Source organism: Vibrio sp. 2433-A1 (genome assembly GCF_056726085.1).
The window spans coordinates 88,878-103,599 of sequence record NZ_JBRESC010000016.1 but is presented as its reverse complement, the minus strand read 5'-3'; the positions used below and the strand labels follow the sequence as shown (position 1 = coordinate 103,599).

The window sequence follows — 14,722 nt, the reverse complement described above, 5'->3', positions numbered from 1 at the left end:
TTTTTATTTTCTAACCTTAAACCACCTTCTTTAGAAGGTGGTGATCGTTCCTTTGGGCTATGCCCGAAGAACGCTCATGTTCAAGATGTCCTCGGTTGTAACCAGCAAATGAAGGAAATAAAGAACATGAGCAAATATGAATCCGCCTCACACGTATATTATAGGTGTCAGTACCACATAGTCTGGACGCCAAAATACCGCCTGAAAATCTTGAAAGGCAATTTGGGTAAGGAGCTTTACCGAAGTATCTATATCTACAGTAATATGAAGAACTGTAAGGTTGTAGAGCTGAATGTTCAAGTAGACCACGTGCATCTGGTCGTGAGATTGCCACCTAGCTTGAGTGTTTCGACATATATGGGTTTTGTAAAAGGACGAACCGCAATTCGCTTGTTCAACAAATTTCCGTATTTAAGAAAGAAGAAATTATGGGGTAACAAATTTTGGCAAAGAGGCTACTTCGTTGATTCAGTAGGGATGAATGAGGAAATTATACGTAGGTATGTCCGGCACCAAGATCGTGTTGGAAAGGAAGAAGAAGAGCGTCAGATGCGTTTGGGGTTAGAAAACTAACAGTGAGCCCCCTTTTAGGGGGCCTTTCAAAGCCACCTGCTATGCAGGTGGATTTTTACTATCTAAAATGTTTGACATGAACTATGTCAAAAAAAGGTCGCTAAATACATATATCAGAGATGATTACAATAGGCTCGCGGCACCGAGTTTAACTGTGCCATTGTTTTCCTTATGAAAATATTAAGACGACATGGCGAGTCGTTAAAACGCTACCTATTAAAAGCTGGTGGTGCGCAATCGAAAGTCGATAGTTTACATACTAAGTTACCACCAGCTCCGTTTATAGCCTCGCCATCTTCCGTAAGTATAATGTTGTCATACGAGAGGCGAGGCTTTTTTATATGAGGCAAGCCCTCTGAGAGAATAACCATGACACCAGAAGAAAAGCGCGAGTACAACAAAATAAAGAAGCGCGAAAGTAGAAAGCGATTTAAACAATATATGGCTGAGATTAAACAAAATGGACTCATTAGAGAACTGGAGCTAATCAAAGAATTTTCAAATGAGAATAAAGTAAACACTGTGGCCGTGGCTGGTGCTTACAAATATCTAAAAGAAAGCGAAATGATTAATAAAGCCGAGTTGGAAGCTATTTTAAAAGATGCCGATTTAGTGTCGGACGAGCAGTTAATGGAGTTTCTGAAATGATTAAAGTAAGTGTATCAGACTCACCGTCTAACCCGCCAACTCATGAAAAGCTAGTTTTTATAGATGAAACCAGTGCGTTAAAGAAAGATATGTTGCAGGTCATTGGGCGGTTTTGTGAGAGAGGTAATTCAGTTTATCTAGTCGACACTTCGGAAGGAAATAAGTACAGAGTGTTATCAGAATGCGGATTTCAGCTATACATAAAGGAAAGTACCTCAGGGAATTACCATATTGCTGATATCCAAGATGTAATTAATGAGACGCTTTCCGAAAATATGCTTAACACGGCAGAAGAAAACGAAATACATAACAGTAACGCGCTTTATCTAAGCGGTACACAAATCGGTGTGCGTGATGGCGATAGTTACCAGTTATATGCTGATATTGACGAACAACTGCCAGACGATATCGAGCTAGATTTTGATGACCGAGGCCGCGTTATTGCACAACCTAAGCACATGGTTCCACTCGTAAAAGCCGTTCATTTATCACTCGACAGATTAAGCACATTTAATGAAAGTCTAGAAGATAGCGAGCCAGTGCGGTTTGATGCGCTAGGGAGCGTTAAAGAGCTTGAGCGCACTATTGAATTGGAACTTAGAAACGGAAGTATTGAGGCTGCTAAAAAAGCGATTTCAAAACTGAAAGGCTTAGTTGATGAATATAACAACGCAGTACCACCAGCGGAGGGCGTTGATTTGATAGTGCTGAAAATAAAAGACTATGAGAAATCAATTAATGAGAAAAACAAGACAAAGGGTCCGGTTGTGGAGTCGGCTGAAAAAACAGCAAGCAATATATTGGAAATGAATTCAGAAATCCATAAACAGCCGGATTTATTATCTGCAACGTTGAGGTTATTAAATGAAAAATGATTACAGCGTGGGTAGTTCTGTTTATTCAAATGGATATAGCGTTGAAAAGAATATAGTTAAAAAAATTAATCATGAGCTAGAGCAGAAGACTCAGTCAAAGCGTAATGCGGAAGAAAGTAAGGATTAGACATGAGTGATAGAACAACTAGAGAGGCTTTGTTGCTATTAAAGCGTGATTTAGAGAGCGCCATTAAAACAATAGGTGAGGCACTTTCATATGACCTAGAGAGTATTAATTCAGAGAGCAAGGTTGAAGTTATTAACCAGTTTCGAAACGAATTCAATAAAAGCCAAAGCTTATTCAGGCAGGGGTTTTGATATGAGGGTTTTAACAAATTGCAGGACATTGGAAATGTGGCTGGTGGATGTGGGTGAAGTTGGTTTGTACCATAATTTAGATAGCTTAAAAGCTCTCAATATAATGCCGCCAGATGCTAATGAACTCGATACATTTACCATCTACGAGCAAACCGAGTTCACAATGAAACGAGATATTAAACCGCTGGGGCTAAACTAGAATGAATGAACAAGTTGATAGCCTTGGTGTCGAAAGATATGTTGTTCTAATGGGGCAGCTCTTTAGTGATATTGAAATAAGTAGAAATGGCAACAATCAGAGAGTGCCATTAACCTATGTGAAGCCCTCGCGTTCCAGAGCTTCACCAAAAATGAATCTACATCTAGTCGATTTGAAGCATAACCCTTTATTTAATGATGAGGGCTTGCAAAAACTACCACATGAGCAGATTCCTTATAAATTTACGTTTGAGCTTGGTATATATGCAGATTGCGAAGAAGAAATGTTGCAGATTATCGAGCAGGTGCTTCCCCATTTTCAGTCGACTTTCAATTGCAAAATACAAGAATTTCACGCAAATAATATAAGAATTGATAGAGATATACCTATAACAATTCAATCTGTATCAATGGATGAAGACGTAGAGTGTGACACCACGCAAAGGCGTAGGATTGAATGGGTAATTACATTTGAACTTAATACTTGGTTATACCCACCTATTAATGGTTTGCATAAAATAATTTACCGTGATTTTCAGTCTAATATGAATGAGACCCCATCCGTCTATGGTGAGGTAATATGATTAAACAATCACTAGATACTTACTACACAACTAAGTTTCTCAATCTACTTAGAAAAGACTTCAATAAGTGGAAAGCTTACGAGCTAGGCATTATTGATGGTAAAGGTAATTTGTTGAGAAAGCCTAAGAAACATGAAAGTCAACATTACACTAGATTTGATTCGTTAGTGCGAGGGATTAAATTCAAGTTAGAAAAGGTTGGCGGTAAACACGCAGGTAAGGCGCTTGCTGTTAGTTCATTATTTTCCGAGGCAAATATTGCAGGAGACTATGGCTATGATAGCGAGAAGATAGCGAGCGGTAATAGTTCTGGGAATATGGTTACAAAGCCTGCCACTAAGAAAAGAAAAAGATTTAAGGATTTTGAAAATGAATCTAGAAGAGTTAAAAGCAAGTCTTGTTAAAAGCAAGGAAGTAAAAATAGGTGATAAAACTATCACTGTGACCAATATCAATACGCGAACGAGCCGAGCAAATTCATAGTGCAGTCGTGCAAAGCACTAACATAGTGAATAGTAACAACACGACTACTAATAACTTTCCACAAGGGTTCGCCTTTGTAGACGATGCGCCGTTCGTGAACTACGGACAACAACCCGCGAGATAATATGAACCAGTTTATAAAATACATTATGTCCACTGATTTGGATAATAAGAAATACATTATTGAAAATGCGCGTGAAATCAAACAGGCCTTTGGCTTCACGTGGGAAGAGTTAATAGGGGTCTATAAATGGCACTCCGAATAATCAGCCGGTCAGAACCAGACTGGAAAAAAGCAGTACGCGGTAAGCCCACAGTGGTTGTTAAAGATGATTTGTATCAAGACGACAACAAAATACGGTCATACCAATATCCACTTACTATACAAAATGCAGAAGACCGCCATACTAGTTATCTTGTGTTCTACGCCGTAGAAACTGGCGATTTACTTAATAAAGATATCGACAGTAGGTCTATATCATCTGTTCAAGGTGTTTATAAAGAAAAAACAAAAGCAGTTATTCAGCTATATATGCCCAATATGGTCGAGAATATTAGTCACAACTATCAAACCGACGAAGGTGGTTTTTTAAAGGATTTTATAGCAAACTCCCCGGGTTTAGCAAGTGAACCGGGTATGTCAGAAGCAACTGAAATGACTGGTGCATTATTGAAAACAATAGCCGATAAAATTACCGTTAAAGCTGCTGAGATTACAGGTCAATATAACGCTCAGATAAAGGGCAGTGTTCTGGGTGGTAGAAGTGCTCAGATGTACAAGAACAGCGCCCCTAGACAGCAAACATTTAGTTTTCAGCTTAGACCTAGAAATATTAGCGAATTAAGAGAAGTCGGAAATATTTTAAAGACGTTTTTGGTATACAGCAGCGCCACACAGAAAGGGCATGTTGACCTAGATTTGGGTTTTAGTGGAACACAGACTAAAGGGTTGGGTTTTACTTCTCTTAAAGTGCCGCCCTTGTGGTTCGTAGAAGAGCGTATCAACAGGGCTGGCGATAATAAAGGTATTAGATATACGCCTAAATTCGCGATGGGTCCTGCCGCAATTAGCAATATCAGAATCAATAAATCACCTGACCAAACATACGATACATTTCACAATACAGCAGGCGACCCTGTTGCTATCGACTTAGAAATTACCATGACTGAACTTAGACCAGTCCATTCAGCATATTGGGAGGCACTTTGTTCTAGCATGGGTACGGATAAGGATGAAGGGGAGTTTTTCTTTGGTTCGTATGCAGAATAGCCTTCCACTATCAAGTGTAGGAAATAAAAGGTTTGTAGCAGAGCTGTAGCAGAGAAGGAGAGGCTATGCCACCAAATATAACAACAGAAAACGCTAGAGAGTATCAACTCAAAAGTGCGGCCAGTCGTAGTCGAAATGCCGAACGACGTAATGCGATACGCGAGACACTAAAGCAAATTGATATCAATGATGTTCTAAGAAATAACAATTTATCGATTGATAACCTAACAACTCAACAACGGCAAGAGATGGCTATACAACTCTATCCTGAGTTGTTGAAAGCTGAATTCTTAGAGAATCTAAAGCATAAGCATAAGGTCGAGCAGATGCTAATCAGGAATGAATTAGAAGATAAGGAAGATGATGAGTTCTATACGCTCGATGAGCTAACAGAGCCAAATTTTCTAAAACAGATAAGTGTGCAGGGCCTATCGGAAGCATACGAGGCAGGTCGAGATGTCATTAATGACGATGAACTGAAATCACTAATAGAATTATGGAATAAGTACAATGAATAAAAAGCTCATAGCTCGAATTAAACGCGATAAAAAGCGCGATGATGTTTTCATTGGTAGCACCTACGATTTAATGAAAAAAGAGGGTACTGCCGAAGAATCCGCCAGTAGACAAAAGAAAGAGAAAGCCGCAAGTAGTGGCTTTAGCTCTGGATTTTGTTGAATAAGAAGCCGACTCCTGTTAGTCGGCTTTTTTGTGTCTCATCTTTGTGCTGGTCGGGTTTTCGTTGAGGATTGGTGCAAGTCCTGATATGGCGTGAGGAGCTAGATGATGTGGCAATATTCGACTCTTTTTTGGCACTACTAAAACCCTTCAGGAAGTGTGGCGGAAAGTGTTTAGGAGCTATTAATGTCCTAGTAAAATTATGACTCACGTTTATTGTCACGGAATTTGTCATGAGAGAGTTTTTTTACACCCGTGTTTCAACGGCGGAGCAAACAACGGATAACCAAGCACTAGCTTTTGAGAGGATGGGTTATAAAGTTGAAAGTCATAGATTGATTAGCGAAACGATTAGCGGAAAAACTAAAGCTCTAGAGCGAACAGAATTTAAAAAGCTGATAGAAGACAAGCTAGAGCCGTCAGATAAGTTAGTTGTCTTGAAGCTAGACCGCTTGGGTCGTGACAATATAGATATCCAACAAACTGTAGATTACATCTTGAGTAAAGGCATTCAGTTAGTTTGTCATGATTTGCCAGTCGCTGACTTATCAAAGCCTGAGGGTAAGATGATGTTGCAGCTTATGGCTACATTTGCTGAGTTTGAGAGAAACAAGATTATAGAGCGCACAAAGCATGGAATTGAGCGAGCAAAAGCACAGGGCATTACATTAGGCAGACCCAAGGGCTCTAAAAACCACGTTTTAGTTCAAGAGCTTAAGAAGCAAGGTAAAGGTCAAACTGAAATATCTAGGTGTTTAGGGATTAGTCGAAGAACAGTTATTAGAAATTGGAATTAGAATGAAACATAAGTTAGATGGCGAATTAAAAACCGCATTGTTCAAGCATATTACAGAGAGTGATATCAATTGGACTGAGTTAATGAGTAAGAAGACAGTCACAACCTCTAGTTTACTAGGGGTGGGGGCAAGTGATTTTCTATCAGAATTCAAAGAGCACATAATGACAGATAAAAACTGTCTTGCTTTGATTGCTGACTTAGAAATGAAAGTGGAATTACAGAAGATGCAAAATTCTAAATCTATGATGTAAAAGAAAAAGCCGCTTAATGCGGCTTTTCTCGTTTATAGTTGCTGAGCAATAATCTCACTCCCTCTAATAGAGATTAGTCCGCGAGTGCCGTTTTTGAACTCGATAGCGATATCGGGTTCATTTACTAGCTCGATACCACATGTCCAAATTCTTACATTTGCTACACTGTCACGGATTATCTGTCGAACAGTGGTTCTAGCTTCGCTGTTTTCAAGTTTAATAGCTTTCTCGCCTAGAGCTTTGAATTGTTCATTCAACTCAATATCGATTCCACCTTTAGCTGCTTTGTCTGAAAGTTCGGCTTTACGCGCTCTCAACTGAGTTAGACTATCTAAGAAATCATCTGGTAATTCACTGGTCTCCAACGCAAGCTGTAGACTAGCCATCTTTTTGATTTTCTTATCAATTGTGTCAATCTCGATTTCATAAGATTGAGTATCACCAGTTTTCAACGTATCTAAGTTACGTTCCATCATGAACATCAAAACAGCTTCTTCTACTTTCTCTATTCGCTTAGAGCTATGGCACTGTCCACTTTCTTTAGTAGCTGTGCAATGCATTCGTCTAACGATTCGTTCACCAGATTTAGTTTTAAAAATCTGATTCTGAGTAGCTATAGCAGAGCCGCAATATCCACATGTACAGAAGCCTTTACCTAGACCAGTGATTAGATTAACGAACTTCTCGGAGCCTTTAGTGTTCTTACGTTTGTTCAGTCGATATTGAACAGCATCAAAGTCCTTTCTAGATACAACAGCAGGGTAGTAGTCATCTAACATAACTGAGCCATTAGAGTTAACGACTCGACGTCCAAATAAAGCTGGGTTCTTGAGTACACTAACTACAGAAGTCATTCCCCAGTTTTCAGACTTGCCGAATGGTTTATGTCCTTCTGAGTTAATCATTCGTGCGATGGTTTTCGCACCAGTACCATTTAAGCTGAGTTCTACAATTCTTCTAACCGTGTCAGCTTTCTCATTGAGTTTGTATTCCCAGCCTTGAGATGCATTGAATCTATCGAACCAAGCAGGAACAGCACCGCCTAGACTTCTAATCTTATGCTTTTGAAACTGACTGATATTGTGCTGGATAGCGGCTTTGCTTCGCTGTGCTTTAGTCTCGGATTCTTCATTTGCTCTGATAGCAATCAACAAGCTATAGACTAGCTTCATTGGGTCATTATCAATTGTCTTTTCATTGTATACAGCGCCATCGGATGCAGTGACGACAGTTATTCCGTAGTCAATGATTTGAGAGAGTAAGGCTTGTGCTTGACGTGGTTTTTGGCGAGATAGTCGGTCTAGACGCTCGATGATAAGAGTGGAATCTGGTTCGACATCACCAGATTCAACAGCAGCTAGAAATAGACCTAATGCACCTTTAGATAAGTGCTTTGCGTGATATGCGGATAAGCCATCATCTACTAAAGTGCTGTCTAATTCGAGACCATGCTTTTTTGCATAATCTTCGGCATATTTTAGTTGTCGAGCAGTGGAAGAACCTGCTCCTTGTTCTTTCTTACTGAATCGAATGTAAGAATACACTTTACCCATAACGCTCTCACTACAACAAAATGAAGAGCTAGACTAACAGGTAAAGTGTATACATTGAACTACTTCAAATAACGCTCTTCTAGGTGCTTTCGGAAGTGTAGTGGATTCAGTGCTTCACCAGTCGCTTGTGTCATTAGTTCGTCTGTAGTGAACAAGCTAGCTTTCTTCCAGATGTTTGTATCAAGCCAGTCAAAGATAGGTGTTAAATCACCCGATTGGATAATCTCATCTACGTTCATTAACTTCTTGATAGTAGCCATTTGTTGAGCTGCGTACATAGCTCCTAATGTATAGCTCGGAAAGTAACCAAAGCTCCCATCACACCAGTGTATATCTTGCATACAGCCGTTTTTATAATTGTGTGATTGGTTACGTTGAGCATCTGTCCAGTGAATGTCTTGCATACAGCCGTTCTTAAAATTACCTTGGGTTGATAGACCTAGGTATTGCTGCATTTTGCTATCCCATAGTTCAGGGACGTCGGTGTGCTTAATGTTGCCATTGATAAGATCGCGCTCGATCTCATAACGTAAAATAACGTGAGCAGGGTAGGTGAGCTCATCCGCATCGACTCGGATAAAGTCTTTCTTCACTCGGGTGTAAAGCTTCTGGAAATTCTCTTTAGTGAACAGTGCTTTGTCATGTTGAGTAAAGTGCTTTCCAGCGAGCTGAGCAAGATGCTCAATGAAGGCGCCACTTCGACCGACCTGCATTTCAAAAAACAGTGACTGCGATTCGTGAATGCCCATTGAGCGTGCTTCACCTGAAGGCAATCCAGCTAGTGCTGTAGGTAGACCTTGTTCGTAACGAGCATGACCGGTCTCGTGGACAATGCCCATTAACGATTGAACAAACTCATTCTCATCATAACGAGTTGTGATCCGAACATCACTCGGGACACCACCACAAAATGGGTGTACGCTTTCATCCAATCGTCCGTGCGCGAAGTCAAATTGCAATAGCTTCATCACTTCTAAGCCGAGCGCTTTCTGTTTGCTGGTTTCAAACGCACCTTGTGGCTCAATGAAGTGCTCACTTGATTGCTTTTCGATGACTTGATCAATCAGATCCGGTAGCCAAGTTTTTACATCATTAAACAGTCGGTCAAGGGACTTAGAGTTCGTGCCAGGCTCATAAATGTCGAGCATGGCGTCATAAGGGGTTAGGTTATTCGCCTCAGCTCTTATTTGCGCTTCTTCTTGAGATAGCTTGACCACTTCAGCCCAATTCTTTTCGAAACCTTGCCAGTCGTTATCACCGCGTTGGCTGCGCCATGCATGCTCACATTTTGAACCCGCTAATGATTTCGCTTGCACCAAAGACTCCGGCAGCAAGTTTGCCTGCTGCCATTGACGCTTGAGTTCACGCAAGGTCGCACTGTCTTGAGTATTGAGCGTCTCTTGCTCAGCCTGCTCAAACCAATCTGCTAGTTGCGGCTGAGTATGAAGAGAGTGGATATGAACTGATAATTCGGCAACGGCGCTGCTTCGAGCCTCATTACCGCCAGAGGGCATCACTGCGGCTTGGTCCCAACCGACAATAGCGGCTAAGTGATTGAAGTGAGATATTTTCTGAGAGTGGGCTACTAATTTGTTGAATGCGCTCATAAATCGCCTTCCGTGACTGGATAAAAAACAAAGTCTACCAACCTAAAGCAGGTAGACCAAGTGATTACCGCTTGTTTTATCCATTGTTGGTGAATTGAAACTCTGTTTCTTGTATTGCAAATTTGACCGGACAACCGTAGCTTTCGTATTCAATCAGCAGTGCGTTAGCCACATCTTAGCTGATGTTAACTTGTATCCATTTACCAATGCGCATGACTTGGTATGAGAGTTGTACTATCACCATGCCTTGCTTCCCCCCCAAAGTGATATATTGTGAAATTGTGAGCTCAATCATTACTGGAACAATGATCACGTTTTATCCGAGATGTTTTATTGCTAAATTTGCGGAAGGCGGTTCAATATCGATATCAGTCCCATACAAGCCAATGTCATAGGAGTTGACGTGTTCAATAATTTTGAAGCTTTTCTATTAGCCATAACCATCCTTACGCTGACGCCGGGTTTAGACACCGCGCTGGTGGTGCGTAACTCTTCACGTGGAGGTTTTACTGATGGGGCCACAACCAGTTTGGGGATTTGTCTTGGCCTTTTTGTTCACGCCACGTTTTCAGCAGTGGGCATCTCTGCCATTTTAGCTCAGTCAGCTGAGCTGTTTAACCTTGTTAAGATGGTCGGTGCGGCATACCTGATTTGGTTAGGAATGACGACCCTAAGAAGTGTTTGGAAAGGGGAGGTCGGATTGTTGTCGACAGAGTGCGTGCACACACGAGTCGACGTTAAGCGTTCACTGAGAGAAGGCTTTCTTTCTAATGTGCTTAACCCTAAAACTGCGGTGTTTTATTTGGCCTTTTTACCTCAGTTTATTAATCCTGAAGGTTCGGCATTTGTGCAATCTTGCTTGATGGCTAGTATCCACTTTGTGATTGCGATGATCTGGCAGTGTGGACTGGCAGGATTACTAAACTCGGCAAAGAGTCTGTTGAAAAGTGCGACCTTTATGAAAAGAATGGAAGTGACAACTGGGGCCGTGTTAGTTGGCTTGGGGATAAAACTCATAGTGGAAGAATAAAAAAACAGCGACTGAGGTCGCTGTTTTTTTATTGGGTTAGTTTTGCAATTGTGGTTCTTTCAGGGCGTTAACGCTAGCAGCAAAGTACCGCTTAGTTTCGTCAATCACTACCTGACGAAGCGCGATGAGACCAATCAAGTTTGGAATCGCCATTAAACCGTTAACGATATCGGCAATAATCCAAATCATATCGAGGTGAAGAAATGCACCTGATGCGACTAAAGCAACAAAGATAAACTTGTATGGCAATACAGCTTTGGTACCGAACAGATACACAACGCAGCGTTCACCGTAGTAGTTCCAGCCTAGAATCGTCGTGAAGGCGAAGAAAATTAGACCAATAGAGACCAGCATTGGGCCAAATGTTTGTGCATTGAGACCAACAGCAAACGCATGGGTGGTCATCGCTGCGCCCGCAAAATCACTTTGCCACGCGCCTGTTAGGATCAACGCTAGACCTGTCATGGTACAGATGATGATGGTATCGAAAAACGTACCTGTCATTGAGATCAGGCCTTGCTTAACACATGAGTCTGTTTTTGCAGCCGCTGCAGCCATTGGCGCACTACCTAGGCCCGATTCATTAGAAAATACCCCGCGTGCAATACCAGACTGAATAGCCAACATAATACTTGCGCCTAAGAAACCACCTGTTGCCGCCGTTGAAGTAAACGCAGAAACAAGCACCAATTCTACCGCTTCAAGCAGCCTATCAGCATTCATGATGATCACGCTTAAGCAGGCAAGCACGTAGAACAGCGCCATCGTTGGGACGACCTTACCAGCGACATTAGCGATGGATCTAATACCGCCCAAGGTAACGAAGGCTACCAGAAGGGTTAATACGCTGGCTGAAATCTCGCGTGAGACACCAAAAGAGAGCTCGCTCGCATCTAAAATAGCGTTTACCTGAGGAAAGGTACCAATACCGAAGCAGGCAACGCCTAAAGCAAAGACTGCGAACATAACGGCGAGGGCCTTTGAACCGACACCATATTGTAGGTAGTACATTGGGCCACCGATCATCTGACCGTTGCTGTCTTGCTGGCGGTATTTTACTGCCAACAAGCATTCCGCGTATTTTGTCGCCATGCCGAATAAGGCGGCTAACCACATCCAAAACAGTGCGCCTGGGCCACCAAGCTTGATGGCGGTTGCGACACCAACGATATTACCAGTACCAATGGTGGCAGATAGAGCAGTACATAAGGCAGCAAAGCTTGAAACGTCGCCTTGCTTGCTAGAGTCATCTTTACTGAAGACCATTTTGAGGGCAGTAGGTAGGTGTCGAAACTGTAGTAGGCCTAAGCGAAAAGTGAAGTAGACACCAGTACCAACGAGCAAAATGAGCAGCGGTGGGCCCCAAACAAAATTGTCGATGGTTTTAAGTAAAGATTGTAGATTATCCATGATTTCCCCTTAAGTGATAATGCTTATTTAAGGAGAAGAGTGAAAGCGCAGAGATCGCGGATCTCTGGTATCGATGCACAGCAAACGCCATGCAGCAGAATAGGTCTTTCCACTCCTCTGTCCTTTTGCCTGAGAGTTTCACACTACCAATTAGGGTAGAGCTTGCTCCTTCGGCGACCGCTTTCTACAACAAAGTAGTACGGTTCTCTCCAGAGGTTCCTCCAACGACAGTCCTCACCACAACGTGGCACCTGAAAGATTTACTTCTTCGGTAGGTTATTCTTTCCAAATGTTAAAATTTGGTAAATAACCACTCTCCTGCAGTCTTCATCGGAACGATTATCCAACTAGTGGATAAAAGTTAGTCAACAGTTCTGAAAATGTGCTGACGTGTGAACTTTATCATTCTTTTGGTGTAATTCAACCAAAATTTTTATATCAAATAACAATACATCCGCGATTGAATTTCTATGTCTTAATGGATGTAAAGTGTCGTATTGACTCTATGTGTTATGGTGTCGATATGACTTCTTTTTGAGTTGGTTTTATTGTATGTATTTGTTTTATATTAATTTTATTTGTTGGCAAGGAAACTGCAATAGAAGGGTAAAACAAAATAAAGATCAAAGTGAGGTCGATATGATTGTTCAACCAACGAAAAAAAATTTCAGTATGTTACTCTCATTCTCTAACGTTGCTTTAGTGGTAACGGCACTGGCTATGATTGTGAGTGTGTTGATTTCTTACCCTTATGCAGATGCATTCTCTTTGCCTCAACAAATCGCAGCCCACATCAGCACGATAGTGATCGCCGCTTTCCTGAAAGTCAGCTACGTCCTTAGATGTCTTGCGCAGTATAATTTGGGCTTAGAGGTCAGATAGCAGATAAAAAAAATAGCGCCGTTATGGCGCTATGTTTTTACTTAAAAGTAGTTAGCATCAACGAGTTCGCTCGTTTTTACTGATGTCACTTCTTCACGAGCTTCTAGCCAAGCGACAACTTGCGCTTTTTGCTCTTCAGTCACATCGGCATAACGTTCAGTGCAGCATAGGAAACCTTCAAATAGTTCAAGGCCACCACCACCGAAACATAAGCCAAGAGCGTCTAAATAATCAATGAAGTCATCAACAAACGTATCGTAACGATCGAAGTCGTTGATCGTCGTTTCACAGCTTAGTTCGAAGCCAAGCATTGCAAACTCACCTAAGAACAGTTTTTTCTGAATACGACGTTTTTTGTTGTCTAATTGGTATGGTTTCATTCTAATATCTCACTGATAATTGTGAGTCCTTTATACCCCAAATTGCTGTCGTCACCAAATTAAATGCTAGCTAGCACCGGTAGTTGATGATTGTTTGTCCTGTTGGCGCGACTTTGAGCCAATGTGCTCTGTTCGCTCAACAAGAAACCTACGTAATTCTGACTATTTAGCGACAAAAATGGTATAAAGTAAGAAGTAGAAAGTCTGCCTAAGGAGAGGTTATGACAAGGTTATTGGCTATAGTATTTTTGATTGCGTTAGCTTATGTACTGATTCGCTATCGAACCAGCGAGAAGCTACAAAAATACGTTGTGATTACCATGGTATCTGGCTTTTTAATTTATACCGCGACATTAATGGTCACAGAACTCATCCGCTAACGACTTGGAGCAAAGAATTGAACGAACAAACTGATAGCCAAGAAAATGATGACGTTGTTGTCATTGAAGAGCGAGATAAACGCACTCAGATATATATCGTTATTGCTAGCGTTTTAGGCTTGGCATTAGGCGGTTTGATTGGCTCAGCGTTAACGTCAAAAAAATGGGAAGAGACCTATCACACGTTAGAGCAAAAGTATCAAACTTTGGCCGCTGACAAAAAACAGATGGCTGTTCGCGTGGAAGAAAAAGTCGCTAAGGTGGATGATGAAGTTGAGCAGAAACTGCAGCTTGCCATTGAAGAGCAGCAAGAAGCTCATCAGACTTCAATGAGCAAGCTTGAGCAGCAAGTAGAAGAACTAGAAAAAGTGAACCTGTCACTTGAACAGCAAGTCGCAACGCAGCGAGAGCAAATCGAATCTGTGAGATCTAAAAACAGTAAACTTAACCGCCAAACTGATATGCAGGCGACCATGTTTGAGCGCTCAAGAGAGTTGTTCCAGCAAGAGCTGAAAGTAAAGCAAGAGCTTGAAGCGCTAGAAAAAGAGCGTGACACTTTAGAGCCTAAACTGGCATCGCTTAAAAAAGCCTGTGATGTCTACCTAGAAGGAACATCTTGGGATGCTAAATCGGATGCATGTGATACACAAGATGAAGCGAACTCTCGTTTGAGCCAAATTGAGCAAATGATTCGAGTTCATCAGATGGATCTAAAACAGATGCAAGCATTGTCAGAAGAGCTTGGTTTGTAAGCGGTGATAGAATCAGAGTTTGATATAAAGCGCCTGTTGAGGCGCTTTTTT

21 protein-coding genes and 1 riboswitch are annotated in these 14,722 nt (G+C 41.5%); of the genes, 17 read left to right on the top strand and 4 right to left on the bottom strand.

What is annotated here, in order from left to right; genetic code table 11:
- The first annotated feature begins 126 nt into the window (after positions 1-126).
- From tnpA to ACU01J_RS16180, 13 genes are all read left to right on the top strand, one after another.
- Positions 127-573, top strand: a complete 447-nt coding sequence (gene tnpA, locus ACU01J_RS16240) for an IS200/IS605 family transposase (protein ID WP_481083863.1) — start codon at positions 127-129, stop codon at positions 571-573.
- 369 nt (positions 574-942) lie between these two features.
- Positions 943-1,221, top strand: coding sequence for a hypothetical protein (locus ACU01J_RS16235; RefSeq protein ID WP_481086665.1), 279 nt, complete (start codon positions 943-945; stop codon positions 1,219-1,221).
- Positions 1,218-2,096 (top strand): hypothetical protein, encoded by an 879-nt coding sequence (locus ACU01J_RS16230; RefSeq protein WP_481086664.1) that lies wholly within the window; start codon positions 1,218-1,220, stop codon positions 2,094-2,096. Before ACU01J_RS16235 ends, ACU01J_RS16230 begins: the two co-directional genes overlap by 4 nt.
- Positions 2,086-2,223, top strand: a complete 138-nt coding sequence (locus ACU01J_RS16225; protein ID WP_481086663.1) for a hypothetical protein — start codon at positions 2,086-2,088, stop codon at positions 2,221-2,223. Before ACU01J_RS16230 ends, ACU01J_RS16225 begins: the two co-directional genes overlap by 11 nt.
- A 2-nt stretch (positions 2,224-2,225) precedes the next feature.
- A complete protein-coding gene (locus tag ACU01J_RS16220) occupies positions 2,226-2,414 on the top strand; it encodes a hypothetical protein (RefSeq protein ID WP_481086662.1) in 189 nt (62 codons plus the stop codon).
- Between the two features lie 34 nt (positions 2,415-2,448).
- A complete protein-coding gene (locus ACU01J_RS16215) occupies positions 2,449-2,613 on the top strand; it encodes a hypothetical protein (RefSeq protein ID WP_481086661.1) in 165 nt (54 codons plus the stop codon).
- Between the two features lies 1 nt (position 2,614).
- A complete protein-coding gene (locus ACU01J_RS16210; protein WP_481086660.1) occupies positions 2,615-3,196 on the top strand; it encodes a tail sheath stabilizer and completion protein in 582 nt (193 codons plus the stop codon).
- A complete protein-coding gene (locus ACU01J_RS16205) occupies positions 3,193-3,600 on the top strand; it encodes a hypothetical protein (protein ID WP_481086659.1) in 408 nt (135 codons plus the stop codon). Before ACU01J_RS16210 ends, ACU01J_RS16205 begins: the two co-directional genes overlap by 4 nt.
- A 329-nt stretch (positions 3,601-3,929) precedes the next feature.
- Positions 3,930-4,949 carry a baseplate tail-tube junction protein gene (locus ACU01J_RS16200; RefSeq protein ID WP_481086658.1) on the top strand — a complete coding sequence of 340 codons (1,020 nt, stop codon included), beginning with the start codon at positions 3,930-3,932 and terminating at the stop codon, positions 4,947-4,949.
- A 65-nt stretch (positions 4,950-5,014) separates the two neighbouring features.
- On the top strand, positions 5,015-5,467 hold the full coding sequence (locus tag ACU01J_RS16195; protein WP_481086657.1) for a hypothetical protein: 453 nt from the start codon (positions 5,015-5,017) through the stop codon (positions 5,465-5,467).
- On the top strand, positions 5,460-5,627 hold the full coding sequence (locus ACU01J_RS16190; protein ID WP_481086656.1) for a hypothetical protein: 168 nt from the start codon (positions 5,460-5,462) through the stop codon (positions 5,625-5,627). The genes ACU01J_RS16195 and ACU01J_RS16190 overlap by 8 nt, the downstream gene beginning before the upstream one ends.
- A gap of 233 nt (positions 5,628-5,860) precedes the next feature.
- Positions 5,861-6,424 (top strand): recombinase family protein, encoded by a 564-nt coding sequence (locus ACU01J_RS16185; protein ID WP_481086655.1) that lies wholly within the window; start codon positions 5,861-5,863, stop codon positions 6,422-6,424.
- Between the two features lies 1 nt (position 6,425).
- Positions 6,426-6,677, top strand: coding sequence for a hypothetical protein (locus ACU01J_RS16180; RefSeq protein ID WP_481086654.1), 252 nt, complete (start codon positions 6,426-6,428; stop codon positions 6,675-6,677).
- A 32-nt stretch (positions 6,678-6,709) separates the two neighbouring features.
- On the opposite strand, the gene ACU01J_RS16175 is transcribed toward ACU01J_RS16180, so the two are convergent.
- The gene (locus tag ACU01J_RS16175) at positions 6,710-8,230 is read right to left on the bottom strand and encodes a recombinase family protein (RefSeq protein WP_481086653.1); all 1,521 of its coding nucleotides are present in this window, start codon (positions 8,228-8,230) and stop codon (positions 6,710-6,712) included.
- A gap of 59 nt (positions 8,231-8,289) precedes the next feature.
- On the bottom strand, positions 8,290-9,837 hold the full coding sequence (locus ACU01J_RS16170) for a carboxypeptidase M32 (RefSeq protein ID WP_481086652.1): 1,548 nt from the start codon (positions 9,835-9,837) through the stop codon (positions 8,290-8,292).
- 403 nt (positions 9,838-10,240) lie between these two features.
- On the opposite strand from ACU01J_RS16170, the gene ACU01J_RS16165 reads away from it, so the two are divergent.
- Positions 10,241-10,867 (top strand): LysE family translocator, encoded by a 627-nt coding sequence (locus tag ACU01J_RS16165; RefSeq protein WP_481086651.1) that lies wholly within the window; start codon positions 10,241-10,243, stop codon positions 10,865-10,867.
- Between the two features lie 36 nt (positions 10,868-10,903).
- On the opposite strand, the gene ACU01J_RS16160 is transcribed toward ACU01J_RS16165, so the two are convergent.
- Positions 10,904-12,277 (bottom strand): alanine/glycine:cation symporter family protein, encoded by a 1,374-nt coding sequence (locus tag ACU01J_RS16160; protein ID WP_481086650.1) that lies wholly within the window; start codon positions 12,275-12,277, stop codon positions 10,904-10,906.
- Positions 12,278-12,384: 107 nt separating this feature from the next.
- Positions 12,385-12,500: riboswitch (glycine riboswitch) on the bottom strand.
- A 416-nt stretch (positions 12,501-12,916) separates the two neighbouring features.
- On the opposite strand from ACU01J_RS16160, the gene ACU01J_RS16155 reads away from it, so the two are divergent.
- Positions 12,917-13,159: a hypothetical protein gene (locus tag ACU01J_RS16155; protein WP_481086649.1), complete on the top strand. Its 243-nt coding sequence runs from the start codon at positions 12,917-12,919 to the stop codon at positions 13,157-13,159.
- Between the two features lie 41 nt (positions 13,160-13,200).
- Here ACU01J_RS16155 and ACU01J_RS16150 read toward each other — a convergent pair whose 3' ends face one another.
- Positions 13,201-13,539 carry a 50S ribosome-binding protein YggL gene (locus ACU01J_RS16150; protein WP_481086648.1) on the bottom strand — a complete coding sequence of 113 codons (339 nt, stop codon included), beginning with the start codon at positions 13,537-13,539 and terminating at the stop codon, positions 13,201-13,203.
- A gap of 221 nt (positions 13,540-13,760) precedes the next feature.
- On the opposite strand from ACU01J_RS16150, the gene ACU01J_RS16145 reads away from it, so the two are divergent.
- Both ACU01J_RS16145 and ACU01J_RS16140 read left to right on the top strand, forming a co-directional pair.
- Positions 13,761-13,919, top strand: a complete 159-nt coding sequence (locus tag ACU01J_RS16145; protein ID WP_004413776.1) for a hypothetical protein — start codon at positions 13,761-13,763, stop codon at positions 13,917-13,919.
- A gap of 17 nt (positions 13,920-13,936) precedes the next feature.
- Entirely contained in the window at positions 13,937-14,671 is a 735-nt protein-coding gene (locus ACU01J_RS16140) for a chromosome partitioning protein ParA (protein ID WP_481086647.1), read from the top strand.
- Positions 14,672-14,722 lie beyond the last annotated feature (51 nt).